Genomic DNA, 24,349 nt, shown 5'->3' with positions numbered 1-24,349 from the left:
GCATAGGTGCGCGTGTTACCGGACAACCATCAGCATTCACCCAGGAGCCGCATGAACATCCTCTACGACTCAGTCCTCGACGGCCCGCTGCCCAACGTGGACAAGGCCGCTCTGCTCGCGGCCCTGCGTGCGGCCCTGCCCGACCTTGCCATTGTGCACCGCAGTGAAGACCTCAAGCCCTACGAATGCGACGGGCTGTCGGCCTACCGCACGATGCCGTTGCTGGTCGTGCTGCCCGAACGCATGGAACAGGTGCAGACCCTGCTGCGACTGTGCCACCAGCGCGGTGTGCCAGTGGTGGCGCGCGGGGCCGGCACCGGGCTTTCTGGCGGCGCACTGCCCCTGAGCCAGGGCATCCTGCTGGTGATGGCGCGCTTCAACCGCATCCTTGAGATCAACCCGCAAGGCCGCTACGCGCGCGTGCAGCCTGGCGTGCGCAACCTGGCCATTTCGCAGGCAGCAGCGCCCCACGGGCTGTATTACGCCCCCGACCCTTCTTCGCAGATCGCTTGCTCCATCGGCGGCAATGTCGCCGAAAACGCCGGCGGCGTGCATTGCCTCAAGTACGGTCTGACCGTGCACAACCTGCTCAAGATCGAGATCCTCACCATCGAAGGCGAGCAACTGGTGCTCGGCAGCGACGCCCTGGACAGTCCAGGCTTCGACCTGCTGGCACTGTTCACAGGCTCCGAAGGTATGCTCGGTATCGTCACCGAAGTCACCGTCAAGCTGCTGCCTAAGCCCCAGGTGGCGCGGGTCTTGCTGGCAAGCTTCGAAAACGCGCAAGACGCCGGGCGCGCGGTGGCCGAGATCATCAAGGCCGGGATCATCCCTGGCGGGCTGGAAATGATGGACAACCTGGCGATACGCGCCGCCGAAGACTTCATCCACGCCGGCTACCCCGTGGACGCCGCCGCGATCCTGCTGTGCGAGCTGGACGGCGTGGAAGCCGACGTGCAGGAGGATTGCGAGCGGGTCGAGGCGCTGCTCATGGCGGCTGGCGCGCGCGAGGTGAGGCTGGCCTGTGACGAGGCCGAGCGGATGCGCTTTTGGGCCGGACGCAAGAACGCCTTCCCCGCCGTGGGGCGCCTTTCGCCGGACTACTATTGCATGGACGGCACCATTCCCCGCCGCGAACTGCCACGGGTGCTGCAAGGTATTCAGGCACTGTCAGGCGCATTTGGCTTGCGGGTAGCCAACGTGTTCCATGCCGGTGACGGCAACCTGCACCCGTTGATCCTGTTCGACGCCAACCTACCGGGGGAACTGGAGCGTGCCGAGGTCGTCGGCGGCAAGATCCTCGAGCTCTGCGTGGCAGTCGGTGGCAGCATCACCGGCGAGCATGGTGTGGGCCGCGAGAAGATCAACCAAATGTGCGCGCAGTTCAACCGCGACGAAATCAGCCTGTTCCATGCCATCAAGGCAGCCTTCGACCCCCTGGGCCTGCTCAACCCAGGCAAGAACATTCCGACCCTGCAACGCTGCGCCGAGTTCGGCGCCCTGCACGTGCACCATGGCCAACTGCCGTTTCCTGACCTGGAGCGCTTCTGATGAGCGCCGATATCAGCCAGGACCTGCTGGAGCAGGTCAATCAAGCGCTCGAACAAGGCACCCCGCTCATCATCCAAGGCGGCAACAGCAAGGCCATGCTTGGCTGCCCGGTACTCGGCCAGACCCTCGATACCCGCGGGCACACCGGCATCGTCAGCTACGATCCCTCCGAACTGGTACTGACTGCACGCGCCGGTACACCGCTGCAAGACATCGAGGCCGTATTGCACGCAGCCGGGCAAATGCTGGCCTGCGAGCCGCCCCACCTGGGGCCGGGTGCAACGCTCGGCGGCATGGTCGCCGCTGGACTGTCCGGCCCGCGTCGTCCATGGGCCGGTGCCGTGCGCGATCACGTCCTGGGCACCCGGATGATCACCGGCCACGGCAAACTGCTGCGCTTTGGCGGCCAGGTGATGAAAAACGTAGCGGGCTACGATGTGTCGCGGCTAATGGTCGGCAGTTTCGGCTGCCTGGGGCTGCTCACCGAAGTGTCAATCAAGGTGCTGCCACGGCCCCGTGAGTGCCTGAGCCTGCGCCTGGCAATGGCGGATCATCAAGCCTTGGCCGCGCTGGCCGAGTGGGGCCAGCAAGCGCTACCGATCAGCGCTGCCTGCCATGACGGCCAAGCCCTGTACCTGCGCCTGGAAGGTGGCACAGGTTCGGTTCGTTCAGCCCGTGAGCGGCTGGGTGGGGAGCCGGTGGACAGCCACTTCTGGCTCGATCTGCGCGAGCAGCGCTTGGCGTTTTTCGAAGGCGCCGCGCCGCTTTGGCGCGTGTCGCTGCCGCTCGCCTGCGGCCCGCTGGCGCTGCCCGGACAGCAACTGCTCGACTGGGGCGGCGCCCAGCGCTGGCTCAAGTCCGAGGCTCCGGCATCGCAGATTCGCGAGCTGGTCGCCAGGCTCGGCGGCCACGCCACGGCCTACGCACCCGGCACGCAGAGCAGCGCCCCAATGCCCGCCGCGCTGATGCGCTATCACCAGGCGCTCAAACGCCAACTCGATCCCCAGGGCATCTTCAACCCTGGCCGCCTGTACCCAGACCTCTGAGGCCACGCCATGCAAACCCACCTGAGCGACATCGCCAAGCAACTGCCACGCGGCGAAGAGGCCGAAAGCATACTGCGCGCCTGCGTGCACTGCGGTTTCTGCACGGCCACCTGCCCCACCTATCAGGTACTCGGCGACGAGCTGGACGGCCCGCGCGGGCGTATCTACCTGATCAAGCAGGTGCTCGAAGGCGAGCCGGTCACCGCCAGCACCCAACTGCACCTGGATCGTTGCCTGAGCTGCCGCAACTGCGAAACCACATGCCCCTCCGGGGTCCGCTACCACGACCTGCTGGACATCGGCCGCGCCGTGGTCGCGCGCCAGGTACAGCGTCCACTTGGCCAGCGTCTGCTGCGCAACGGGCTGCGCACGGTACTGGCGCATCCGCGCGCATTCAAAGCCCTGGCGCACACCGGCCGGGTCTTGCACGCATGGTTGCCAGGACGCCTGAAGGACACGCTCGCGGCGACCCAAAGCGATCCAGGCCAACGCCCCGCGCCGCGTCATTCACGGCGCATTCTGATGCTCGAAGGTTGCGTGCAACAGGCCCTGTCGCCGAACACTAACGCGGCTGCCGCGCGTTTGCTGGATCGTCTGGGGATCAGTGTCGAGCCGATCCGAGAAGCGGGCTGTTGCGGTGCCCTGGACTATCACCTGGATGCCCAGGAGCAAGGCCTGCAACGGGCCCGACGCAATATCGACGCCTGGTGGCCAGCCATCGAAGCCGGTGCCGAAGCGATCGTGCAGACCGCCAGTGGCTGTGGCGCCTTCGTGCGTGACTACGCCCACCTGCTCGAACGCGACCCGCTTTACGCGGCCAAGGCCGCTCGGGTCAGCGCGCTGGCCCGTGACTTGGTGCAGGTGCTACAGGCCGAGCCGCTCGAACGTCTCGGCCTGTGCGCAGAACAGCGCCTGGCGTTCCACTGCCCGTGCACCCTGCAACACGCATTGAAACTTGCCGGCGCCGTGGAACACCTGCTGACCCGCCTGGGCTTTCACCTCACCGACGTGCCTGACGGCCACCTGTGCTGTGGCTCGGCAGGCACTTACTCACTGACCCAGCCTGAACTCTCGCGTACCCTGCGCGACAACCGCCTCAGCGCCTTGGAGAGTGGCCACCCCGAACTCATTGCCACCGCCAACATCGGTTGCCAACTCCACCTTGACGGCGCCGGGCGTACGCCGGTACGCCATTGGATCGAGATCGTCGAAGCCGCGCTCAACTCGCAGCCAACGCATGCCTGAGCACGGCCGTATAGGCCCGTGTTGAGTCAGCCGCCCGCCAACAGGCTGCGGTCGAACATGAAGCCCCGCACTTGCTGGGGGGTATGCCGATACAGCTGCTGCGGGCGGCCCAGGCGCGGTTGGTGCTTCTCACCGGTATCTTGCACCCAACCTTCGTTCTTCATGCGCTCCAGGCGCTTGCGCACCGAGGTGTTGTTGACCACCTGACCCAGGCACGCCTGCATCGCCGCCAGGGCATCGAGCACGGTGAAGCGCTCCGGCGCCAGGTACAACGGCAGATTGGTGTACAGGCTCTTGGCCGCCAGGCGCTCGACCGCGCGCTCCACCAGCAGGCCATGATCGAACGGCAGCAGCACCCGACGGTTCAACAGGTTGTCCAGATCGTGAAAGGCCAACGATGGCTCGCTGACCTCGACACTGGGATCGAGCAAGGCCAAGTAGTAGGTGCTCAAAGACCAGCCGCGCGGATCGCGAAAGGCATTGCCCTCGGTCCCCACCTGCTCCAGATGCCGTGGCCGCACCCTGGCCTTCTCGGCCAACGCCCGCTCGGCGGCGGCATCCAGGCTGTTGTCCGGGGTACGGCCATTGACGATGACGCCTGGCAAGGCCCACTGCCCGGCATGCGGGTCACGCTCACGCTTGTGCAACAGCACTTGCAGACGTTGCGACTCAGGTGACAGGCGCAGCGCGACAATATCCACGCTGGCCAGGACTTCTGCTGTGTTCACTTCAGGGCTCCGCTGCTCAATATGCGCATATTCCACCAGGGCAATTAAGTAACGCAAGCGCTAAATAATATACTAAATAAGCCTTGACATACTTAATTCACCAGATGAAATATATAGCCATTCCAGCCGAGGAGACGCCCCAGATGAAAATCGCAAGCTTCGATGTCGACGCCCAGAACGGCTTCACCTCCAATGCCGCCCACGAGTTGCCAGTGCCCGGTGGCGAGCAGATCGCCCCGGCACTCAACGCCATGGCCCGCCGCGCCAGCCTGCGCCTGGGCAGCAAGGACGCCCACCCGGCCAATGCCGCCTGGGTCGTGGCCGAGCACACGCAGATGCTACAGCCGCTGGCCCTGGCCAATGCCGACCTGACCTGGGTCAGCCACTGCGTTCCCGGCACCCCCGGCTTCGAGTTGCTGCCCGGCCTGCCCGCTCCCATCGACTACGACTATTTCGTCTGGAAAGGCATCGAGCCCGACCTGCACCCCTACGGCGCTTGCTACCACGACCTGGCCGAACGCCGCTCCACCGGCGCAATCGAATACCTCAAGGTGCAACAGGTGCAGGCGGTGATCGTCGGGGGCCTGGCCCTGGACTATTGCGTGCGCACCACAGCCCTGCAATTGCGCCGTGCTGGTTTCGACGTGCTGCTCTACCTGCCCGCCTGCCGCGCCCTGAGCGCCGAAGGTGCGCGCAGCGCCTGCACAGCCATGCAGGCCGCCGGCATCGTACTGTGTGCCGATGAACAGGCACTGGATACCCAACTCACCGCCCTTCAGGAGGCCCGCCCATGAGCGACAGCGTATTCGGCCCCCGGATCGTCCAGAACTTGCTGGACACCGACTTCTACAAAATCACCATGATGCAGGCGGTGCTGCACAACTACCCCAACGCCGAAGTGGAGTGGGAGTTCCGCTGCCGCAACGACGAGGACTTGTCACCTTACCTGGCTGAGATCCGCTATCAGGTCGAGCAACTTGGCGAAGTCTCGGTGACCCTCGACCAACTGGCGTATCTGGAGAAAATCCCGTTCATCAAGCCGGACTTCATACGCTTTCTCAGCCTGTTCCGCTTCAACCTGCGCTACGTCCACGTAGGGCTGGACGACGCCGGCCAGCTGGCGATCAGTGTGCGCGGGCCGTGGCTGCATGTGATTCTGTTCGAGATTCCGCTGCTGGCGATCATCAGCGAGGTACGCAACCGCTATCGCCACCGCGAGGTGGTGATCGAGCAGGTCGGTGAGCGCCTGTACCAGAAGCTCGACTGGCTCAAGGCCGAGGCCAGCGTCGATGAACTCGCCGCCCTGCAACTGGCTGACTTCGGTACGCGGCGGCGCTTCTCATACCGGGTGCAGGAAGAAGTGGTGCACATCCTCAAGCGCGATTTCCCCGGCCGCTTCGTGGGCACCAGTAACGTACACCTGGCCCGCGAATACGACCTCAAGCCCATCGGCACAATGGCCCACGAGTGGTTCATGGCGCACCAGCAACTCGGCCCGCGGCTGGTCGACAGCCAGACAGCCGCGCTGGAGTGCTGGGTGCGCGAATACCGAGGGCTGCTGGGCATCGCCCTGACCGACTGCATCGGCATGGACGCGTTCATGAAAGACTTCGATCTGTACTTCGCCAAGCTCTTCGACGGCCTGCGCCACGACTCGGGCGAGCCGCTGGCCTGGGCCGAGAAGGCCATTGCCCACTATGAACGCCTAGGCATCGACCCACAGAGCAAGACGCTGATCTTCTCCGATGGCCTGGACTTCCCCAAGATGCTCGAACTGTATCGGGCGCTGCACGGGCGAATCCACGTGAGTTTCGGCATCGGCACACACCTCACCTGCGACATCCCCGGGGTCAAGCCGATGAACATGGTGATCAAGATGACCGCCTGTAATGGCGCGCCGGTGGCGAAGATTTCCGATAGCCCCGGCAAGACCCAGTGTCGTGACGAGAACTTCGTGGCCTACCTCAAGCACGTGTTCAAGCTGGCCTAGGGCCTCCTTGCAACGCCCAAACGCTTGGCAGCGTGACGGCCTTTGACACCGTTACAACCTCGCCAGCCGTTCGCGCAGAAACGCCACGAACACTTGCACCGGTCGGGCCACCTGCCGGTGCTGCGGATACACCGCCGACAACTGCAGTGCTGGCAGCGTCCAATCCTCCAACACCGGCACCAGCCGCCCTTGTTCAAGGGCCTCACCGATGATGAATGTCGGCAGGTAGGTAATCCCCATCCCCGCCACTGCCGCGTCCCTGAGCATTTCGCCGTTGTTGGCGCGCATACGCCCGCTCACCGCGATGCTGGTGGCCTTGCCCTCCCCCTTGAACTGCCACTGCACCTGCCGTGCATGCCCGTAAGGCAAGCAATCGTGCCCGCGCAGTTGCGCCGGCACCTGCGGCGTACCACGTGCCGCCAGGTAACCGGGGCTGGCGCAGTACACCCGCTCCACGGCCGCAATGCGCCGTGCCACCAGGCTTGAGTCCTCCAGCGTGCCAATGCGCAGGGCCAAGTCGTAGCCTTCGCCGATCAGGTCCACGGCGCGGTCGCTCAAGTCCACTTCCACATCCACCCCAGGATGGCATTGCAAGAACTCGGTCAACAGGCAGCCCAAGTGCGCAATGGCGAATGACAGCGGTGCGCTCAAACGCAAGGTGCCACGCAGTTCCAGGGTCTGCCCACTGATGTCCTGCTCCAGCAGTTGCACCTCACCCAACAGGCGCAGCCCATTCTGATAGTAACGCTCGCCCAAGGGGGTGGCATCCAGTCGCCGGGTAGAACGGTTGAGCAAGCGCACGCCAAGACGCGCTTCCAACTGCATCACACGCCTGCTGACGAACTGTTTGGACAGCCCCAGACGCTCGGCGGCGGCGGTGAAACTGCCGGCCTCCATCACCTGGGCAAAGATTCGCATGTCTTCGTAGGGGTTCATTGTCACGCTCTGATTGACAGTCAAACGCGTTATAGCCGCTTTTTCCATCAAAGGCACCTGCTTAATCTGCAAACAGGTCGCTGCGATGGCCACAAAGGCCAGGCAAGACGCCCACTCCAACACTCAGACAGCAAAGGATCCGCCCATGAACATTGTCCGCAAGACCCTCGCTACCAGCCTCCTCGCGCTCTCGGTCAGCAGCGCCTTCGCCGCTGGCAGCCCAGGCGTCGAACAGCACACCCAAGCCTTCCTCGACGCCCTCGCCCAGGGCGGCGGCAAGCCGCTCGAACAACTCAGCCCGAAAGACGCTCGCGCCGTGCTGACCGGAGCCCAGGCCTCGGTGAAAGTCGACCTGTCAGGTATCGAAGTCAGCCAACGGACTGTCCAGGCCGACGGCCAAGCGCTGAAGCTGACCATCGTGCGCCCGGCCAAGGTCAAAGGGGATCTGCCGGTGTTCATGTTCTTCCACGGCGGTGGCTGGGTACTTGGCGACTTCCCCACTCACCAGCGCCTGATCCGCGACCTGGTGGTCGGTTCCGGTGCGGTAGCGGTCTACGTCGACTACACCCCATCGCCCGAGGCGCACTACCCCACCGCCATAAACCAGGCGTACGCCGCCACGCGCTGGGTCGCCGAGCACGGCAAGCAGATCGGCGTGGACAGCAGCCGCCTGGCGGTGGCTGGCAACAGTGTCGGCGGCAACATGGCGGCGGTAGTAGCGCTCAAGGCCAAACAGGCCGGCACACCGCAACTGCGCTTCCAACTGCTGCTGTGGCCGGTGACCGATGCCAGCTTCGAGACCGCCTCGTACAAGCAGTTCGCCGAAGGGCACTTCCTGACCACCGCCATGATGAAATGGTTCTGGGACAGCTACACCACCGACGCAAGCGAGCGCAGCCAGATCTACGCATCGCCACTGCGGGCAACCCCCGAACAGCTCAAGGGCCTGCCACCTGCGCTGGTGCAGACGGCCGAATTCGATGTGCTGCGTGACGAAGGCGAAGCCTATGCCCGCAACCTTAACGCAGCCGGCGTGACGGTGACTGCGGTGCGCTACAACGGCATGATCCACGACTACGGGCTGCTCAACCCGTTGAACCAGGTGCCGGCCGTGCAGGCCGCGATGCGCCAGGCGGCTGGGGAGTTGAAAGTGCATTTGCAGTGAGAGGATGAAGCCGATGGGCCGCTTGGCGGCCCATTGTGCTGCCGGTGGCCAAACAGCAAATTCGTCCGTTCATGCGGGATCGAAATTGGCGAATAGATACAGCAAGGTCCTTCATACTGGACTGCCCGATATGCAGTAAAACCCAACGCATCGCAGTGATCTATCCCATTGGTGAATTTAAGGCATACCTTCGTTATTTATTACCAAGTAAGCTGATTGAATTTCATCAATGGAGGCTTTCGATGTTCTCATCCGAGCGGCTCAAAGGCATCGATGTATTCGTTGCTGTTGCTGACTTTGGGAGCTTCACTGCGGCTGCTGAAAGGCTGAATTTGACAAGTTCGGCAGTGAGCAAGAGCGTGGCACGTCTAGAGGCTCGTCTCGGAGCACGGCTTTTCAATCGTACGACCCGCACGTTGTCACTCACGGATGCCGGTGTTGTGTTCTACAGAACCTGCACATCCGTTCTGGCGGATCTGGAAGAGGTAGAGCATGCCATCGTGGCTGAAGGCAATGAGCCTCACGGCAAGGTTCGTATAGATCTTCCAGCCTCCTACGGACGGCTACATGTGCTCCCGTTGCTCATGGATTTCTTGCGACTGCATCCCAGGCTTCAACCCCACATATCGTTCACGGATCGCTTTATCGATCCGGCGTACGAGGGTATCGACATAGTCGTTCGCATTGGCGGGCCTGACGCGTGGCCATCGAATCTGGGGCACCAGTATTTTGGTGCGCAGCGCCTTATCTTCTGCGCCTCCCCTCAGTACCTGGAGCGCAACGGCACCCCGCAGAACGAACGCGAACTCGAACATCACCATTGTGTTGGTTATGGGCATAGCGATGGAACGGTCAATGCCTGGTTCTTCAAGGGCCGCCATTCGGGGGAGATGGAACGTCGAACCTTGCAACCACGTATTGCTGTTGGCGATGGAGAGGGGGAAGTCGCAGCAGTGTTGGCAGGGCACGGGATCGGTCAGTTACCCACCTGGCTGACTCAGCGACACGTAGACTCTGGCGCTTTGGTCGAGGTGTTGCCTGATCTGGCGACCGATGGCCTGCCGATGAATCTGGTATGGCTGAAAAGCCGCGAAGGGCTTCCCAAAGTTCGCGCAATACTGGACTACCTGCTTCCCCGCTTGAGCGCACATGGCACGAAGTCTGTGGATGCGTAGAACGCTAGCAGCAACGCGCAGCAGCGGTCTGACTCGCAGCTGCTCCGCGTCTGCGCTCAAGCGCCTGTATGCGCTTGAATTTTTACTTCGGTGCCAAGTTACGAACCACCGGAACAAGCACTAAAGCGAGCACCGCCACTGCGGCTGCAACATAGCCGAGGGACTCCACGCCAAGACGTGAAATAGTCATGCCGCCAACAATCGCGCCTATACCGATACCCGCGTTGGCGGCGGAAACGTTCGTGGTTCCCGCAAGCGCCTGAGAGTGCGAAACCGAACTCATGACCCGCACCTGGCTCACCGGATAAAGCGCAGTATTTGCAATGCCCCACAGCCCCAGTGCGGCGCAGAAAAGCAAGCCTGCATGCGCGAGGGGCACGATCGCAGCCATCCCCATAGCAAGGAGGATCAAAAAGAGCCCTGTCGCCATAATGGGCGACTTGTCGACCACCTTTCCACCGATCCAGTTACCTACCAGCCCGATGGCGCCGAATGCCATAAGCCACCACCCCACATTTTCCTGGGCAACGCCGGCTACGCGTTCAAGGATATCGGCCAAGTAGGTGTAAGCGATGAACATCGCGCTGAACACGACGATCGACAGGAGGACGTTGCAGAGGAAATAGGCGTCTTTGAATATCCGCGCCTGCTTCAGAAAATCAACTTTGGCGGTACGGGCAACACTCGGCATATAGACCAACATCGCCACAGCCATGATCAAGGACATCCCCGCGAGCAACCAGAAGGCCCCTCTCCAGCCAAGGGCATTGGAGACAACAGTGCCAAGCGGGATGCCGAGTAGCATTGCCGCTGAGATACCCAGGTAAACCCTGGAGATGGCCTGGCCTGCTCGCTCTGGGCCCGCGAGTTGTCCGGCGGTTTCACTTGCGGTTCCCCAAAATACTGGCAGCGCCAACGCGGGTACTACCCGCGCGACCGCAAGAATCCAGAAGTTGTTCGAGACCGCCGCGAGCGTATTCGATGCAGCGAAGATCAACAGGATCGAGATGAACAGTTTTTTTCTATCAAGATGGGAAAGCGCCGCCGTCAGCGGCGGGCCAAAGACCATGACCGTGAACGCAAAAAGCGTGACCAATTGCCCGGCGACAGAAATCGAGATGCCAAGGTCTCTGGCAAGGTTCGGGAGCAGTCCGACAATCAGGAACTCTGTCGTGACGATGAGGAACGCAGAGAAGGCCAATATCGCGACGCTGATGCCGGCGCCGTTTGCAACGGAAGCTGGCGAAGCGGGTGACTCGTAAGCAGACATGGGGAACTCCAGTTGAGATGCCTGCCAGTTTATTGCTTATCGAATTTCCCATTTTTGGAGAATTTTCCAATTACCCATGAATAAATTTCAACAATAGTAATCAACGGATGATTCGGCACACTGCGCGAAGCGATGTACTCGATGCGTCCGTTTTGGGGCCGACGACTGTCAGTCGCAAGGCGCTCCTCTGCTCCATGGCGAGCGTGCCCACCGCCTGCCAAGCTGCCCTACCTACCAGGGCAACGACTTGATTACTCGAGGTTTATTGTTTCTGGCGTATTCTTGGAGAATGCCTTTTCTCACAGACGGCCCCACCAAGAGACCCTCGACTCAGCTATCAAGGAAGCACCGCTGATGAACAAAGTTCCAACCTGGCTACGCACCACGCTTTCGCTGCCTTTGCCTGTACCAGCGACTCAATTACGGCGTGTCCGTCGCCTGGATCGCTGCTCTGGCCTGGATCGCCCTTCGCAGTGAGCCAGCGACGGCCAGCATCAGTTAGTGTCAGCGATGCAGACCACACCTGATACGCGGGGGATGACACCGGCGTTGCCGGTATTCGCGGCTCAAGCCGCGCCTCCAGGGGCTGCGGTCATCGCGCCAAGCGCGACCTGCGCTCATTGCCCGCTACGCAGCATCTCCTTGGGCACGTACTTGCCAATCTCATACTTGCCAATCGCCGCCCGGTGCACTTCGTCCGGCCCGTCGGCCAGGCGCAGCGTGCGTTGCATCGCGTACATGTAGGCCAGCGGGAAGTCGCCGCTGACCCCTGCCCCGCCATGAATCTGGATCGCCCGGTCGATTACCTTCAACGCCACGTTGGGCGCCACCACCTTGATCTGCGCGATCTCGCTACGCGCTACCTTGTTGCCTACGGTGTCCATCATGTACGCCGCCTTCAGCGTCAGCAGCCGGGCCATGTCGATCTCCATGCGCGAATCGGCAATCTTGTCGACATTGCCGCCCAGGCGCGCCAGCGGCTTGCCGAACGCCGTGCGCTGCACCGAGCGTTTGCACATCAGCTCCAGGGCACGCTCGGCCATGCCGATCGAGCGCATGCAGTGGTGGATACGCCCCGGCCCAAGACGCCCTTGGGCAATCTCGAAACCGCGCCCTTCCCCCAGAAGCACATTCTCGTAAGGCACCCGCACGTTCTCGAACAGCACCTCCGCGTGGCCATGCGGTGCATCGTCGTAACCAAACACTGGCAGGGGCCGGACGATCTTCACGCCCGGGGTATCAACGGGCACCAACACCATCGAATGCTGCTCGTGACGCGCGCCATCGGGGTTGGACAGGCCCATGAAGATCATCACTTTGCAGCGCGGATCGCAGGCGCCCGAGGTCCACCACTTGCGGCCATTGATCACCCACTGGTCGCCATCACGCACGGCGGTGGCGGCCATGTTGGTGGCGTCTGAGGAGGCGACGTCCGGCTCGGTCATGGCGAACGCCGAGCGAATCTCGCCGCGCAGCAGCGGCTCCAGCCACTGACGTTTCTGCGCCTGGCTGCCATAGCGCACCAGCACCTCCATGTTGCCGGTGTCCGGCGCCGAGCAGTTGAACGGTTCCGGCCCCAGCAGCGAACGGCCCATGATCTCGGCCAACGGGGCGTACTCCAGGTTGCTCAGCCCGGCACCGTACTCGGACTCCGGCAGAAACAGATTCCACAACCCCTCGGCGCGGGCCTTGGCCTTAAGTTCCTCCATGATCGCGGTGGGCTGCCAGCGGTCGCCCTCGGCGACCTGGCGCTCGAACACCGGCTCAGCCGGATACACGTAGGCGTCCATGAATGCGCTGACGCGCTCGCGCAGTGCCTGGACCTTGGGCGAATAGGCGAAATCCATCGGGGCTTACCTTCAGTCAATGAAGAACATGGGGCAGAGCCTAGAACAGCTGCCCTTCATCCACCTAACCTATTTTCTACGTGTATAAACATTCATAACCGATATATGATCCCGCCATAACTCCAACAAAGAGCGGCGCCCATGAACCTCAGCAAGGTCGACCTCAACCTGTTCATCGTCTTCGACGCCATCTATACCGAAGCCAACCTGACCCGTGCCGGGCAGATCGTCGGGATTACCCAACCGGCAGTCTCCAACGCCCTGTCACGCCTGCGCGAAACCTTCAACGACCCGCTGTTCGTGCGCACCGCCCAAGGCATGGTCCCCACGCCCATGGCACAGAACATCATCGGCCCGGTGCGCAATGCACTGTCGTTGCTGCGCACCTCGGTGCAGGAAAGCCGCATCTTCAACCCGCAGCAGGCCAGCAAGACCTTTCGCATCAGCATGACCGACCTGACTGAGGCGGTGATCCTACCGGCGCTGTTCCAGCGCCTGCGGCGCCTGGCCCCAGCCTTGGTGATCGAGAGTTTCCTGTGCAAACGCCGCGAAACCACCAAGGAATTGGCCGCCGGACGCCTGGATTTCGCGGTGGACGCACCCTTGAATACCGATCCGCAGGTGCGTCACGTCAAGCTGATGCAGGACCAGTACGTCTGCGCCATGCGCCCCGGCCATCCACTGGCTGACAGCAAGCTGACCCTGGACACTTACCTGAGCATGACCCATATCCACATCTCCAGCCGGCGCAACGGCCTGGGCTATGTCGATCTGGCGCTGGGCAAGATGGGCGTGCAACGGCGCGTGGCGCTGCGTTCGCAGCACTACCTGATGGCCTCTCAGGTATTGCAGCAAACCGACATGGTCATGACCGTACCAGAGCGCTTCGCCCGCCGTCATCAACTGCGCTACCAACCACTGCCGGTGGAAGTACCGGCGCTGGAGACCCATCTGTACTGGCACGAAAGCACCGATCAGGATCCGGCCAATCGCTGGATGCGCGAGCAGATCATCGAATTGTGCGAACGGGTCGCGGCCGAGGAGCAGCAAGCGCTGGAAAACGCCTGAGGAGTCGTGGTGCGCAGCACTTGGCCCAAGGCTAGATGCACAGGTTGTCGGTATGCGGAGAAATTTTTTCTCCGTCATAAGCTCATGGCGAAAGGTTATTTCTACAAAGCGCGAGCGTTGCGGTAAGAAGAGAAAACCTTCGCCGCAGCCTCCCCGTAGCATGCGGTTCATGGATGCCGAACACCGGCGTCCCTGCACGGACAAGCGCCCGATCATGACCACCGCCCCGCTCTACTTCGATTATGCCGCCACCACGCCGGTTGACGACCGAGTCATTGAAACCATGCTCGCGTGTCTTGGCCGCGAGGCCACCTTCGGCAACCCCGCTTCCAGCGGCCATGCCTATGGCCAAGCCGCCCGCGCGGCAGTCGATCAGGCTCGCCAGCAAGTTGCCGAGCACCTCGGCGCACACGCCGACACGCTGGTATGGACCTCTGGCGCAACTGAATCCAACAACCTGGCGCTCAAGGGCATCGCCCAAGGCGCAGGGCAGCCCGCACACCTGATCACCAGCCAGTTGGAGCACAAAGCCGTGCTCGACACCGCCGCCGAACTGGAACGCCAGGGCTGGGCAATCACTCGCCTCGAACCCGACGCCCACGGCCTGATCCAGCCCGACGCCGTGCAAGCGGCATTGCGCGCCGACACTCGCCTGGTGTCGCTGATGGCGGTGAACAACGAGCTGGGGACTGTCACCGACTTCGTCGACATCGGCAAACGGGTGCGCGCGCACGGCGCGCTGCTGCATGTCGATGCCGCACAGGCGATAGGCAAGGTCACCCTCGACCTGGCCCACCAAGCCGTGGATTTGATGTCGTTCTCGGCCCACAAGGTCTACGGCCCCAAAGGCATTGGCGCGCTCTATGTCGGCCCGCGTGCACGCGAGGTGTTACGCGCGCAGATGCACGGCGGCGGCCATGAACAGGGCCTGCGCTCCGGTACCCTGGCGACCCACCAGATCGCCGGCATGGGCAGCGCGTTCGCCCTCGCCGGCCGGCCAGGCGATGCCGAATACCAGCGTATCGAGCGGCTTTCGGCACGCCTGCGCGACGGTCTGCTGGCATTGCCGGGCGTACGCCTGAATGGCTGCCCCGTCCAACGTATCCCGCACACCCTAAACCTGTGCATCGACAGCAAAGGCTTCAACAGCCTGGCCTTGGCCAGCGAGCTGGCCCTGTCGAGCACCTCGGCCTGCAACTCGGCGAGCAAGGCAGCCTCCCACGTGCTGCTTGCCCTGGGCCTGGACGAGCAGCAGGCGCGAAATAGCGTACGCCTGAGCCTTGGGCGCTATACCCAAGAGCAAGAGGTAGAACGCGCCATCGCGGTATTCAGGCAGGTCATTGGCGCAGCGGCACTGACGCTGTGGTGAGCAGGCTCGCCTAGGGCACCCGTGACGCGGGGCGAGGCCTGCTCGCGGTGAGCGCGGTCAAAGGAAGGTGAACACCTGCTGCGCCGGCAGACGCGACTTGCCCAGGCCTGCATTGAAGTCATCTTCACTGCGGTAGCCCAAGGCGAGCACCACCACACTGGTGAAGCCGCGCTCACGCAGGCCCAGTTCGGCGTCCATCACCTTGCTGTCGAAACCCTCGATGGGCGTCGCGTCCAACCCGTAGGCCGCTGCGCCCAGCAGCGCCGTGCCCAGGGCCAGATAGACTTGCTTCTCCATCCAGTGCTGCAGGTCCTTGTTGTCCAGGCGGTGTAGGTCGGTGTAGAAGCGGCGGGTTTGATCGCCAGTGGCTTTGGCTTGTTCGTCGCGGAAACGGCCGTCCTGGTCTTCCTGCTCAAGCACTGCTTGCAGGTGCGCATCGGTCATGTCGGTGCGCGCAGCGAACACGATCACGTGGGAGGCATTGAGGATCTTCGCGGTGTTGTAGGCAAAGTCCGGCTCAGTGCTCTTGGCCAGGCGTGCCTTGCCCTCGGCGCTGTCGGCAACGATGAAGTGCCAGGGCTGGGAGTTGACCGACGAAGGACTGTGACGCAATTGTTCGAGCAACGCATCGACAGTCGCCTGCGGGATACGTCGGCTGGCATCGTAGGCTTTGGTGGTATAGCGGCGCTTGGCCAGGGCAACGGTGTCCATCAACGGTGACTCCTTTGGGATAGTGGATGACGCGCATCTTAGCGCCCCGACCGCAAAGAAAAACCTGTAAATCACAGCAACACTTTCAGCACCAGACTGAAAATCCAGCGTTGCATGGCCCGACTGACGGTTGCACATTCGTTCCAGACCCTCAGCCAGGGTTGGGTTATGGTAGGCACCTTTCCTTCATCCTGCGGATTGCCATGAGCCACTGGATCGACCTCAGACAGGACGCCGATACCGGCATCGAGTCGGTCCGCGCGCATTTCACCGGCCACGCCTACGACCCGCATTGGCACGACACCTTCCTGGTCGGCGTCACCGAGCAGGGTGTACAGCAGTTCAACTGTCGCCGGGTACGCTTGCAAAGCACGCCCGGCCAGGTGTTCCTGCTCGAACCGGGCGACCTCCACGATGGCCTGGCGCCAACCGCCGAGGGCTTCACCTACTCGACCCTGTATCTGGACAGCCAGTGGCTGGAAACCGAGGTGCGCGCGCTGTTCGAGCACGCGCCCTCGCATGCGCTGCCCAGCTTTGCGGCCACCCTGCACCGCGACACGCGGCTGGCCGGGGCCACCTTACGGGCCTTCCAGAGCGTGCACGAGCAAGAACTGCGCATCGTCCGCCAGACCACCCTGGACGACCTGCTGGCCTGCCTGACCGGGCACCTGCAATGGCGCAAGCGGCTGGACCCAGATCCGCGCCTGCCCCTCACGGCGCAGGTGGCCCGCGACTACCTGCACGCTCACCTTGATCAGGACATCGACCTGCAAACGCTGGCGCAGGTCTGCGGTGTGGACCGTTTCCGCCTGACCCGTGCGTTCAAGTCGGCCTTCGGTCTGGCACCGCACGCCTATCTGATTCAACTGCGCCTGGCCCGCGCGCGGCAACACCTGGCCCGTGGCGAGACCCCGGCCGAGGTTGCCATGGCCCTGGGCTTCGCTGACCAGAGTCACTTGGGCCGCTGGTTCCGTCGCGCCTACCGTCTCACACCCGCCGACTACCGCAAGCGCTGCTCAAACCTTCCAGACTGAAGTGCAGGCCAAAGCGATCATGCAGCTTCGATTGACCGGAGCCCTTCGCATGTCGCCTACCCTCCTGCCGTTTCTGCTCTTTGCCCTGGCCGCCAGCATCAGCCCGGGGCCGACCAACCTGCTGCTGCTCGCGCATAGTGCCCAACATGGCCTGCGCGCAAGCCTGGGGCCCGTGCTGGCAGCCTGCGGTGCAGCTGCGGCGATCGTGCTGATGGTCGGCCTGGGGCTGGGCGAAGTGCTGTTGCGCCATCCGCTGGCGCAACAGCTGATGAGTGGGGCCGGCGTACTGTGGCTGAGCTGGCTGGCCTGGCGCCTGCTACGCGCCGCCGGCGAGCCGTTGCAGGCGGCCAATGGCAGTCGCTTGAGCGCCTGCAGCGCGGCCACCCTGCAATTGATCAACCCCAAGGTGTGGCTGATGGCAGTGGCAGTGGTCGGGGTGTTTGCCACGCCCGTGCTGCCAGTGTGGAGGCTGGCGCTGGTGTTCCTGCTGGTCGCAATACCGTGCATGGCGGTGTGGGTCTTGCTAGGCCTGGGCAGCGCTCGCTGGCTGCGTTCGCCAAAGGCGCTGCGCGGCTTCAACCAAGGCCTTGCAGGCTTGTTGCTGGTGTCGGCCTGGTCGATCTTGCTGCTGTAGTCGAGACTCTGGTTTTTTTACCCAGCCCTCTCCTGGCAGGGGGCTGGCATGCAGTACACTCGCCGCCTTGAACCGTGCCCAAGGCCCTGCCATGCCCATTCTGCGTAAATGCCTGCTCGCGCTGCTGCTCACCGCCCTGACGGCTTGCGACCAGAAACCCAGCCGCGAACAACAGATCGTCGATAACCTGCCGTTGCAGGAAGCCTACGACCACAACATCGAACGCATGGCACAGTTGCTGGCCATGACCCATCGCCAGGTGCCCGAGGCCAAGATCCGCGAAATCCTGCGCCAGCACCTCACGGTCGAGGACCAACGCCAGGACCTGTACCGTTTGTACAGCGAGAAGCACTTCAACGATCAGGAGTTCGCCCGCATCGTCGAAGCCACCCGTGACCCGGCCAAGGCCAAGGCGCTGGGCGAGACCGACGAAGGCAAGCGCCTGGGCGAGAAGCTCAATCGGCTGATGCGCGAAAGCGCCAACGACCCCAAGGTCCAGGCGATTGTCGAGCAGCGTATGCGTGAGGTGAACATCGCGCTTGAACAGTTGCAGCCGCCACGCGATGCCGATGGCAAGGTAACCCCTTAGCGAGTAAGGTAATCATTCATCACCGCCCTGCGAGACACGGATTGCCATACGCCAAGCTCGGACTGCGCCTGGACCTGCGCACCTTGATTCTGGTCCTCTGCGCGCTAACTGCGCTGGTAATGCTACTGACCAGCTATTTCGCCAGCTACCGCGTACAGCGCCAGTTGTTGATCGACCATGCGCTGGAATCCAATCGCGTGTATGCCGCCAAGCTCGCCGCGATTACCGACGCCTTCATCAATAATGCGCTGCAACAACTGCGTTTCAGCGCTGGCGTGCAGAGTCACCAATCAGGTAACGACGCGGCGCAGCTGGCAGAAACCGAGCGTGTGCTGCACCAGAGTTACGCGTTCAACTCGACCTTCCTGGTCGATGCCAACGGCGTGCTACGCGCCATCTCGCCGGCTTCGCTGCAGCACCTGATCGGCACCCAGTCCAATTCCCCCGGTTCCCAGCAAGCGCTGCGCGAGCGTCGCACGCTGGTGTCCACGCCGTTCCTGTCGGCGGCCAACAACCTCGTGGTGATGCTGTCGCAGCCGGTGTTCGATGCCCAAGGCCGTTACCTGGGCTACGTGGGCGGTAGTCTTTACCTGCGTGAACGCAACATCCTCAATAGCCTGTTGGGCGAACATTTCTATCAGGACGGCTCGTACCTGTATGTGGTCGACCGTAACCGTCGCCTGCTTTATCACCCCGATGGCCAGCGGGTCGGTACGCAGGTCGAAGGCAACACGCTGATCGATGGGCTGGCCACCGCCCCCGGCGGCACCCGCGCGGTAATCAACAGCCAGGGTGTGCAGATGCTCGCCGGCTACGCCACGGTGCCCACTACAGGCTGGGGCGTGGTCGCACAGCAGCCACTGGCCGCGACCGTGGCGCCGCTGAACCATCTGGTCCTCAACGTGGTGGGAATTTCGGCGCCGCTGGCCCTATTGGGCTGCCTGCTGCTGTGGTGGCTGGCGCTGATCATCGTGCGTCCGCTCTGGCAACTGGCCGCAGGCGCGCGCAGCATGGACCGCAACGGCACCAGCGAGCGCATCGAACGAGTACCCGCGTGGTACTTCGAGGCGGCTGAACTCAAGCGTGCACTGCTGCTGGGCCTGAACCTGATGCACGAACGCATCGGTCGGCTCGACCTCGATGCGCGTACCGACCCACTCACCGGGCTGGTCAACCGCCGGGGCCTGACCGTGGCGATAGCGCGATTGGAAGAAGAAGCCCGCAGCTTTGCCGTCATCGTGTTGGACGTCGACCACTTCAAGCACGTCAACGATGGGCATGGCCACGACGTCGGCGATCAGGTGCTCAAACGCCTGGCCGAACTGATGCGCGGCGCTTGCCGCGAAGGCGATGTGCTGTGCCGCACCGGCGGCGAAGAGTTCCTCATGCTGCTACCCGAGGCGAGCCTGGCGGTGGCCGCGACGGTGGCCGAACGCCTGCGCGGCACCGTGCAGCACACTCCGATCGATCCGGTGGGCAGTATTACCGTGTCACTGGGCGTCGCGCACTGGCCGCAGGCCCCCGACAGCACGCCCGACGACGCCCTCAATGCGGCGGACAAAGCGCTCTACCTGGCCAAGCAGCATGGACGCAACCGCGTCTGTCACGCCTCGCTGGTCGACCACACCGCCAGCTCGTAGCCATCTAGGTCGAGGAAGTGAAAGCGTCGTCCGCCCGGAAAGGCGAATACGGCGCGGCTGATGCGTCCGCCTGCCGCTTCGATGCGGCGCTGGGTGTGTGCCAGGTCGTCGGCGTAGACAATCACCAAGGGGCCTCCTGGACGCACCGGCTCGCCCGTGCTGAAGCCACCGGTCAAGCGACCATCGCTGAATTCGGTGTAGGTAGGCCCATAATCGACGAACTGCCAACCAAACACTTCGCCATAAAACGCCTTGCTGCGGGCGATATCGCTCACGTTGAACTCGATGTTATCGACCTGACGGTCGTTGCCGCGCACACCCATGGTGGCCTCCTTGCGTTGAAGTGAACGACGAGCATACTGCACAACTGCTCTGGCGCGGTACTTGCGCTCGCGCAGTGCCACGCCCTGTCTTAATACTGTCATGTTGCCGTCATAGGATTGACTTCGCTCTGACATTTTCCATCAAGGACGATCCAACCATGCGTCGTGTCGTGTTCAATCGCAAAGGCGGCGTCGGCAAATCCAGCATCGCCTGCAACCTCGCCGCTGCCAGCGCCGCAGAAGGCTACCGCACGTTGCTGGTGGACCTCGACCCCCAGGCCAACGCCACCTATTACCTCTCCGGCCTGACCGGTGCGGCGATCCCCTCGGGCATCACCGACTTTTTCCGCCAGACCTTGGCCCCGCACGCGGCCTGCGGCAAGAAACACCGCGTCGCGATCACCGAGACGCGCTACGCCAACCTGCACCTGATCACCGCAAGCCCGGACCTTGCCGAACTTCAGGACAAACTGCAGAGCAAGTTCAAGATCAACAAGCTGCGCAAGCTGCTGGTGGCACTCTCGGCAGACTACGAACGGATCTACATCGACACACCGCCGGCGCTGAACTTCTTCACCTTCAGCGCCCTGGTCGCCGCTGAGCGACTGCTGATTCCCTATGACTGCGACAGTTTCTCGGGCCAGGCGCTGCACAGTGTCATGGCTGAGGTGCAAGCGTTGCGCGAAGAGCACAACAGCGCGCTACAGGTCGAGGGCATCGTGGTGAACCAGTTCGCAGGCCGTACCGCGCTGCACCAAACCTTGGTAGATCAGTTGCGTGATCAAGGGCTGCCAGTGCTGCCGGTGTACCTGAGCAGTTCGATCAAGATGCGTGAATCACACCAGGCCGGTGTGCCGTTGGTTCACCTGGCGCCCACGCACCGTTTGACACAGGCGTTCGTGCAATTGCTGGATGTGCTGGAGCGGGTGGCGTAGGCGCAGGCCCCCGACCAGCCCCTGCCGTATGCAACGACAGGCTTGCAGGCGTGACTCAGCACAGCAATGTCTGGATCTGCTGGTGCAGGGTATCCAGATCGAACGGCTTGGCCAAAATCGGCGCGCGGCGTGCGATGGGGCTGCCGGACTCAAGGATTTCGGCGGGGTAGCCACTGATGAAGATCACTTTCAGGTCCGGGCGCAGCTTCACAGCAGGTTCGGCGATGTCTACCCCGGAGATGCCACCAGGTAAGCGGAAATCGGTCACCATCAGGTCCAGGTGCGGCTTGCTGGCCAGAATCGCGAATGCCTCTTCGCCATCTTCGGCCACCAACACATGGTAGCCCTCACCCGCCAGGTAATCGCGCAGGATCATACGGATGGCCGGCTCATCCTCGACAATCAACACCACATCTTGTGCATCTTCACTCATGACAACGCCTTCGAATTCAATAGGATAGCTATCAGACCCCACGCTTACGCGGAGGTTGCCTGCACGTGGTCGGTTTGTTGCGACAGTGCAGGCAGCGGCAGGTAGACGCTGAACGTGGCACCCTGCCCTTCAGTGCTGAACACCTGGATCCGCCCACCATGGGCCAACACGATCTGCTCGGAAATATACAGCCCAAGGCCCAGGCCACCGGAGGCCTGCTGGGCCGCTACGCGTTCGAACTGTTGGAAAATCCGCTGTTGGTTCTGCGCACTGATGCCGATACCGGCATCCTGTACCTGCACACAAGCCATCGCGCCATCTGCGAAAACGCGTACCTGCACCGGCTTGCGCTCGCCGTAACGCAAGGCATTGGACAGTAGGTTGGCGAGCACCTGCTCGATGCGAAACTCGTCCCACTCGCCCGGCAAGGTCCCGCAGCTCTGCAGCTCGATGCGCGTACCCAACGCCTGGGCCTGGGTGGCAAAGGTTTCCACCAGCCCCTGCACCAACTGACCGAGGTCGAATACCTTTGGCCGGATCGACAGCTTGCCGGTGCGAATACGCGAGACGTCCAACATGTCTTCGACCAGCCGGATCAGGCTGTTGATCTGCCGTTCGTCGCGCTGGACCATGGCCTTGAGCTTGTCTTCGCTGAACGCCGCCAGGTTGCCCCTGTCCAGGTGCATCCGGCGCAGCTGGGTTTCCAGGATCAGGCCATTGAGCGGTGTGCGTACCTCATGGGAAACGATCGACATGAAATCGTCACGCATGCGCACCGCCCGCTCCAGTTCAACCCGTGCGACTTGTAGCTGGGTCAGCAACTGCTCTTGCTCGGCGCGACTGCGCTCCAGTGCCTGCAACTGCCGATCCAGGGCCTTGCGCTGGCGGAATAGCTCGACGAACACGGCGACTTTGCTCTTGACCGCAACGGTGTCCAGCGGCTTGTGCAGAAAATCCACCGCGCCACTTTCGTAGCCCTTGAACGCGTAGTTCATTTCGCGACCGGCGGCGGTCACGAATACGATGGGGATGTTGCGGGTCTTCTCGGTACCGCGCATGAGTTCAGCCAACTCGAAACCGTTCATGCCAGGCATCTGTACATCAAGGATGGCCAGGGCGAACTCATGTTCGAGAAGCAGCGACAGGGCCTGTTCGGCCGAGCGGGCCTGGTGAACCTCTCGGTCCGGGCCCTGGATCAAGGCATTGAGCGCGAGCAAGTTCTCTGGCAGGTCGTCGACGATCAGCAATTTGGCGGTAATGTGGCTTAGCATGCGCTGGATTCCAGGGTGGCGAGCAACTGCCCGATACCGCTCAAAGAAAGAATATGGTCTGGGCTGTGCAGGGCCAACGCGGCCTCGGGCATCATCGCCACCTGTGCATCGCGGGGGTCCTGGACCACGGTCCGCCCCCCATTCTGTTTGATTCGCAGCAACCCTCGGGCGCCATCTTCATTGGCCCCGGTGAGCAGCACGCCGAGCAGGCTCGGGCCGTAGGCGTCGGCCGCCGACTCGAACAGATAATCGATGGCCGGGCGCGAAAAATGCACCGGCTCCTCCTGGCTGAGGGACAAGGTGAAGTCGCGCTCGACCGACAGGTGATAGCCAGGCCCGGCGACATACACCACACCGTTGTCGATGCGTGCCTTGTCCTGAGCCTCGCGCACCGGGCACTGCAAGCGCCGTTGCAGCACCTCGGCCAGCTGGCTGTGGCGTCGGTCAGGCAGGTGCAGCACGCACAGCACCGGCAGGCCGAAATCCCGCGGCAATGCGCCCAGCACGTTGAGCAACGCCGTCACCCCGCCCGCCGAAGCGCCGATGACCACTGCGCGGATGCCTTTCATGATTTACGGTAGATCCGCTCGGGGCGCACCAGCGGCTCGAAACGCTCGCTGTAAGCCGAAAAGTCCACGGACTCCTTGCTGCCCAAGACCAGGAAGCCGCGGTGACACAGCGACTCATGGAACAGCCCCAGCGCCCGGTCTTGCAGGGCCTTGTTGAAGTAGATCAGCACGTTGCGGCACGACACCAACTGGGTTTCGGAGAACACGCTATCGGTGGCCAGGCTGTGGTCAGCGAACGTCACGTTCTCGCGCAGGCTGCTGTCCATGATCGCGTTGCCATAGGCGGCGGTGTAGTACTCGGAAAAATCCCGGCGTCCTCCCGCCAGGCGATAGTTCTCCTCGTACTCGCTCAGGCTCTGCATCGAGTAAATACCTTGCTTGGCGCGCTCCAGCGAGTGGGGATTGATGTCGGTAGCGTAGATGATGGTGCGTTCCAGCAGGCCTTCTTCGCGCAACAAGATGGCCATGGAGTAAACCTCCTCGCCCGTGCTGCAACCGGCGATCCAGACCTTGATCGACGGCCACGTGCGCAGCAGCGGCACCACCTCGTTGCGCAGCGCCAGGAAATGCCCGGGGTCGCGAAACATCTCGCTGACCGGAATAGTCAGGTACTGCAGCAACTCCATGAACATACCGGGGTCGTGCAGCACGCGCTCCTGTAGGGCGGTGACCGTACGGCACTCGAACTGCCGCATGGCATGCAGGATGCGACGCTTGATCGAAGCGCCGGAATAGTCGCGAAAATCGTAGCTGTACTTGAGGTAAATGGCCTCGATCAGCAAACGGATTTCAATGTCGGTGTTGCGGTCACTGGTCAAGA

General features: G+C 62.8%; 24 protein-coding genes. 14 read left to right on the top strand and 10 right to left on the bottom strand.

Translation table 11 applies throughout. The features are described from left to right. The first annotated feature begins 51 nt into the window (after positions 1-51). Genes glcD through glcF form a run of 3 tightly spaced genes read left to right on the top strand, consistent with a single transcriptional unit; the run spans position 52 to position 3,842 of the window. Complete coding sequence (gene glcD, locus ACNFIC_RS01685; protein ID WP_138217491.1) at positions 52-1,551, top strand: glycolate oxidase subunit GlcD; 1,500 nt, start codon at positions 52-54, stop codon at positions 1,549-1,551. Beyond that, positions 1,551-2,597: a glycolate oxidase subunit GlcE gene (glcE, locus tag ACNFIC_RS01680; protein WP_416779484.1), complete on the top strand. Its 1,047-nt coding sequence runs from the start codon at positions 1,551-1,553 to the stop codon at positions 2,595-2,597. The genes glcD and glcE overlap by 1 nt, the downstream gene beginning before the upstream one ends. A gap of 9 nt (positions 2,598-2,606) precedes the next feature. Further along, on the top strand, positions 2,607-3,842 hold the full coding sequence (gene glcF / locus ACNFIC_RS01675; protein WP_416779483.1) for a glycolate oxidase subunit GlcF: 1,236 nt from the start codon (positions 2,607-2,609) through the stop codon (positions 3,840-3,842). Positions 3,843-3,868: 26 nt separating this feature from the next. Here the strand turns inward: glcF and ACNFIC_RS01670 are convergent, their stop codons facing one another. Further along, on the bottom strand, positions 3,869-4,570 hold the full coding sequence (locus tag ACNFIC_RS01670) for an NUDIX hydrolase (RefSeq protein ID WP_138217488.1): 702 nt from the start codon (positions 4,568-4,570) through the stop codon (positions 3,869-3,871). Between the two features lie 143 nt (positions 4,571-4,713). Here ACNFIC_RS01670 and ACNFIC_RS01665 point away from each other — a divergent pair, with 143 nt between their 5' ends. Both ACNFIC_RS01665 and pncB read left to right on the top strand, forming a co-directional pair. Beyond that, positions 4,714-5,364 (top strand): nicotinamidase, encoded by a 651-nt coding sequence (locus ACNFIC_RS01665; protein WP_416779481.1) that lies wholly within the window; start codon positions 4,714-4,716, stop codon positions 5,362-5,364. After that, the gene (pncB, locus tag ACNFIC_RS01660) at positions 5,361-6,560 is read left to right on the top strand and encodes a nicotinate phosphoribosyltransferase (RefSeq protein WP_138217486.1); all 1,200 of its coding nucleotides are present in this window, start codon (positions 5,361-5,363) and stop codon (positions 6,558-6,560) included. Before ACNFIC_RS01665 ends, pncB begins: the two co-directional genes overlap by 4 nt. Before the next feature lie 51 nt (positions 6,561-6,611). On the opposite strand, the gene ACNFIC_RS01655 is transcribed toward pncB, so the two are convergent. Next, positions 6,612-7,496 (bottom strand): LysR family transcriptional regulator, encoded by an 885-nt coding sequence (locus ACNFIC_RS01655; protein WP_416779479.1) that lies wholly within the window; start codon positions 7,494-7,496, stop codon positions 6,612-6,614. A gap of 145 nt (positions 7,497-7,641) precedes the next feature. On the opposite strand from ACNFIC_RS01655, the gene ACNFIC_RS01650 reads away from it, so the two are divergent. Continuing rightward, complete coding sequence (locus tag ACNFIC_RS01650; protein ID WP_416779478.1) at positions 7,642-8,661, top strand: alpha/beta hydrolase; 1,020 nt, start codon at positions 7,642-7,644, stop codon at positions 8,659-8,661. A 242-nt stretch (positions 8,662-8,903) separates the two neighbouring features. Next, positions 8,904-9,836, top strand: a complete 933-nt coding sequence (locus ACNFIC_RS01645) for a LysR family transcriptional regulator (protein WP_138218150.1) — start codon at positions 8,904-8,906, stop codon at positions 9,834-9,836. An 82-nt stretch (positions 9,837-9,918) separates the two neighbouring features. On the opposite strand, the gene ACNFIC_RS01640 is transcribed toward ACNFIC_RS01645, so the two are convergent. Together ACNFIC_RS01640 and ACNFIC_RS01635 are read right to left on the bottom strand one after the other, a co-directional pair. Continuing rightward, positions 9,919-11,106: an MFS transporter gene (locus tag ACNFIC_RS01640; RefSeq protein ID WP_138217483.1), complete on the bottom strand. Its 1,188-nt coding sequence runs from the start codon at positions 11,104-11,106 to the stop codon at positions 9,919-9,921. Positions 11,107-11,723: 617 nt separating this feature from the next. Next, the gene (locus ACNFIC_RS01635) at positions 11,724-12,953 is read right to left on the bottom strand and encodes an acyl-CoA dehydrogenase (RefSeq protein WP_416779476.1); all 1,230 of its coding nucleotides are present in this window, start codon (positions 12,951-12,953) and stop codon (positions 11,724-11,726) included. A gap of 141 nt (positions 12,954-13,094) precedes the next feature. Between ACNFIC_RS01635 and ACNFIC_RS01630 the strand changes: the two genes are divergently transcribed. Both ACNFIC_RS01630 and ACNFIC_RS01625 read left to right on the top strand, forming a co-directional pair. After that, positions 13,095-14,021 (top strand): LysR family transcriptional regulator, encoded by a 927-nt coding sequence (locus ACNFIC_RS01630; protein WP_416779474.1) that lies wholly within the window; start codon positions 13,095-13,097, stop codon positions 14,019-14,021. A gap of 214 nt (positions 14,022-14,235) precedes the next feature. Beyond that, positions 14,236-15,390 (top strand): cysteine desulfurase family protein, encoded by a 1,155-nt coding sequence (locus ACNFIC_RS01625; RefSeq protein ID WP_416779472.1) that lies wholly within the window; start codon positions 14,236-14,238, stop codon positions 15,388-15,390. Between the two features lie 57 nt (positions 15,391-15,447). Here ACNFIC_RS01625 and nfsB read toward each other — a convergent pair whose 3' ends face one another. Next, a complete protein-coding gene (gene nfsB, locus ACNFIC_RS01620) occupies positions 15,448-16,101 on the bottom strand; it encodes an oxygen-insensitive NAD(P)H nitroreductase (RefSeq protein ID WP_138217479.1) in 654 nt (217 codons plus the stop codon). A 203-nt stretch (positions 16,102-16,304) separates the two neighbouring features. Between nfsB and ACNFIC_RS01615 the strand changes: the two genes are divergently transcribed. From ACNFIC_RS01615 to ACNFIC_RS01600, 4 genes are all read left to right on the top strand, one after another. Continuing rightward, the gene (locus ACNFIC_RS01615) at positions 16,305-17,135 is read left to right on the top strand and encodes an AraC family transcriptional regulator (RefSeq protein WP_138217478.1); all 831 of its coding nucleotides are present in this window, start codon (positions 16,305-16,307) and stop codon (positions 17,133-17,135) included. Between the two features lie 49 nt (positions 17,136-17,184). Further along, on the top strand, positions 17,185-17,769 hold the full coding sequence (locus ACNFIC_RS01610) for a LysE family translocator (RefSeq protein ID WP_416779469.1): 585 nt from the start codon (positions 17,185-17,187) through the stop codon (positions 17,767-17,769). Between the two features lie 91 nt (positions 17,770-17,860). Then, the gene (locus tag ACNFIC_RS01605) at positions 17,861-18,358 is read left to right on the top strand and encodes a hypothetical protein (RefSeq protein WP_416779467.1); all 498 of its coding nucleotides are present in this window, start codon (positions 17,861-17,863) and stop codon (positions 18,356-18,358) included. Between the two features lie 41 nt (positions 18,359-18,399). Continuing rightward, positions 18,400-19,998: a diguanylate cyclase gene (locus ACNFIC_RS01600; protein WP_416779465.1), complete on the top strand. Its 1,599-nt coding sequence runs from the start codon at positions 18,400-18,402 to the stop codon at positions 19,996-19,998. Here ACNFIC_RS01600 and ACNFIC_RS01595 read toward each other — a convergent pair. Further along, the gene (locus ACNFIC_RS01595) at positions 19,962-20,321 is read right to left on the bottom strand and encodes a VOC family protein (protein WP_138218149.1); all 360 of its coding nucleotides are present in this window, start codon (positions 20,319-20,321) and stop codon (positions 19,962-19,964) included. The two genes, ACNFIC_RS01600 and ACNFIC_RS01595, sit on opposite strands and share 37 nt — an antisense overlap. Positions 20,322-20,479: 158 nt before the next feature. On the opposite strand from ACNFIC_RS01595, the gene ACNFIC_RS01590 reads away from it, so the two are divergent. Further along, complete coding sequence (locus tag ACNFIC_RS01590; RefSeq protein WP_416779463.1) at positions 20,480-21,256, top strand: ParA family protein; 777 nt, start codon at positions 20,480-20,482, stop codon at positions 21,254-21,256. 55 nt (positions 21,257-21,311) lie between these two features. On the opposite strand, the gene ACNFIC_RS01585 is transcribed toward ACNFIC_RS01590, so the two are convergent. The 4 genes from ACNFIC_RS01585 to ACNFIC_RS01570 are packed head-to-tail and all read right to left on the bottom strand — an operon-like array spanning position 21,312 to position 24,347. Further along, the gene (locus ACNFIC_RS01585; protein ID WP_138217473.1) at positions 21,312-21,689 is read right to left on the bottom strand and encodes a response regulator; all 378 of its coding nucleotides are present in this window, start codon (positions 21,687-21,689) and stop codon (positions 21,312-21,314) included. Positions 21,690-21,733: 44 nt separating this feature from the next. Beyond that, complete coding sequence (locus ACNFIC_RS01580; protein ID WP_138217472.1) at positions 21,734-22,960, bottom strand: hybrid sensor histidine kinase/response regulator; 1,227 nt, start codon at positions 22,958-22,960, stop codon at positions 21,734-21,736. Next, complete coding sequence (locus ACNFIC_RS01575; RefSeq protein WP_138217471.1) at positions 22,954-23,529, bottom strand: chemotaxis protein CheB; 576 nt, start codon at positions 23,527-23,529, stop codon at positions 22,954-22,956. Before ACNFIC_RS01575 ends, ACNFIC_RS01580 begins: the two co-directional genes overlap by 7 nt. Next, positions 23,526-24,347: a CheR family methyltransferase gene (locus tag ACNFIC_RS01570; RefSeq protein ID WP_138217470.1), complete on the bottom strand. Its 822-nt coding sequence runs from the start codon at positions 24,345-24,347 to the stop codon at positions 23,526-23,528. Before ACNFIC_RS01570 ends, ACNFIC_RS01575 begins: the two co-directional genes overlap by 4 nt. Positions 24,348-24,349 lie beyond the last annotated feature (2 nt).

Source organism: Pseudomonas sp. NY15463 (assembly GCF_048068415.1).
GTDB lineage: Bacteria > Pseudomonadota > Gammaproteobacteria > Pseudomonadales > Pseudomonadaceae > Aquipseudomonas > Aquipseudomonas mosselii_C.
This window is presented reverse-complemented; position numbering and strand designations above follow the sequence as displayed.

Bases quoted from the DNA above. Each gene is read 5' to 3' on its own strand.
- ACNFIC_RS01610 (WP_416779469.1), top strand. From the start codon at position 17,185: ATGTCGCCTACCCTCCTGCCGTTTCTGCTCTTTGCCCTGGCCGCCAGC.
- ACNFIC_RS01630 (WP_416779474.1), top strand. From the start codon at position 13,095: ATGAACCTCAGCAAGGTCGACCTCAACCTGTTCATCGTCTTCGACGCC.
- ACNFIC_RS01635 (WP_416779476.1), bottom strand. From the start codon at position 12,953: ATGGATTTCGCCTATTCGCCCAAGGTCCAGGCACTGCGCGAGCGCGTC.
- ACNFIC_RS01615 (WP_138217478.1), top strand. From the start codon at position 16,305: ATGAGCCACTGGATCGACCTCAGACAGGACGCCGATACCGGCATCGAG.
- ACNFIC_RS01665 (WP_416779481.1), top strand. From the start codon at position 4,714: ATGAAAATCGCAAGCTTCGATGTCGACGCCCAGAACGGCTTCACCTCC.
- ACNFIC_RS01595 (WP_138218149.1), bottom strand. From the start codon at position 20,321: ATGGGTGTGCGCGGCAACGACCGTCAGGTCGATAACATCGAGTTCAAC.
- ACNFIC_RS01605 (WP_416779467.1), top strand. From the start codon at position 17,861: ATGCCCATTCTGCGTAAATGCCTGCTCGCGCTGCTGCTCACCGCCCTG.
- ACNFIC_RS01625 (WP_416779472.1), top strand. From the start codon at position 14,236: ATGACCACCGCCCCGCTCTACTTCGATTATGCCGCCACCACGCCGGTT.
- ACNFIC_RS01580 (WP_138217472.1), bottom strand. From the start codon at position 22,960: ATGCTAAGCCACATTACCGCCAAATTGCTGATCGTCGACGACCTGCCA.
- nfsB (WP_138217479.1), bottom strand. From the start codon at position 16,101: ATGGACACCGTTGCCCTGGCCAAGCGCCGCTATACCACCAAAGCCTAC.
- glcF (WP_416779483.1), top strand. From the start codon at position 2,607: ATGCAAACCCACCTGAGCGACATCGCCAAGCAACTGCCACGCGGCGAA.
- ACNFIC_RS01640 (WP_138217483.1), bottom strand. From the start codon at position 11,106: ATGTCTGCTTACGAGTCACCCGCTTCGCCAGCTTCCGTTGCAAACGGC.
- ACNFIC_RS01585 (WP_138217473.1), bottom strand. From the start codon at position 21,689: ATGAGTGAAGATGCACAAGATGTGGTGTTGATTGTCGAGGATGAGCCG.
- ACNFIC_RS01645 (WP_138218150.1), top strand. From the start codon at position 8,904: ATGTTCTCATCCGAGCGGCTCAAAGGCATCGATGTATTCGTTGCTGTT.
- ACNFIC_RS01575 (WP_138217471.1), bottom strand. From the start codon at position 23,529: ATGAAAGGCATCCGCGCAGTGGTCATCGGCGCTTCGGCGGGCGGGGTG.
- ACNFIC_RS01650 (WP_416779478.1), top strand. From the start codon at position 7,642: ATGAACATTGTCCGCAAGACCCTCGCTACCAGCCTCCTCGCGCTCTCG.
- pncB (WP_138217486.1), top strand. From the start codon at position 5,361: ATGAGCGACAGCGTATTCGGCCCCCGGATCGTCCAGAACTTGCTGGAC.
- glcE (WP_416779484.1), top strand. From the start codon at position 1,551: ATGAGCGCCGATATCAGCCAGGACCTGCTGGAGCAGGTCAATCAAGCG.
- ACNFIC_RS01655 (WP_416779479.1), bottom strand. From the start codon at position 7,496: ATGAACCCCTACGAAGACATGCGAATCTTTGCCCAGGTGATGGAGGCC.
- glcD (WP_138217491.1), top strand. From the start codon at position 52: ATGAACATCCTCTACGACTCAGTCCTCGACGGCCCGCTGCCCAACGTG.
- ACNFIC_RS01590 (WP_416779463.1), top strand. From the start codon at position 20,480: ATGCGTCGTGTCGTGTTCAATCGCAAAGGCGGCGTCGGCAAATCCAGC.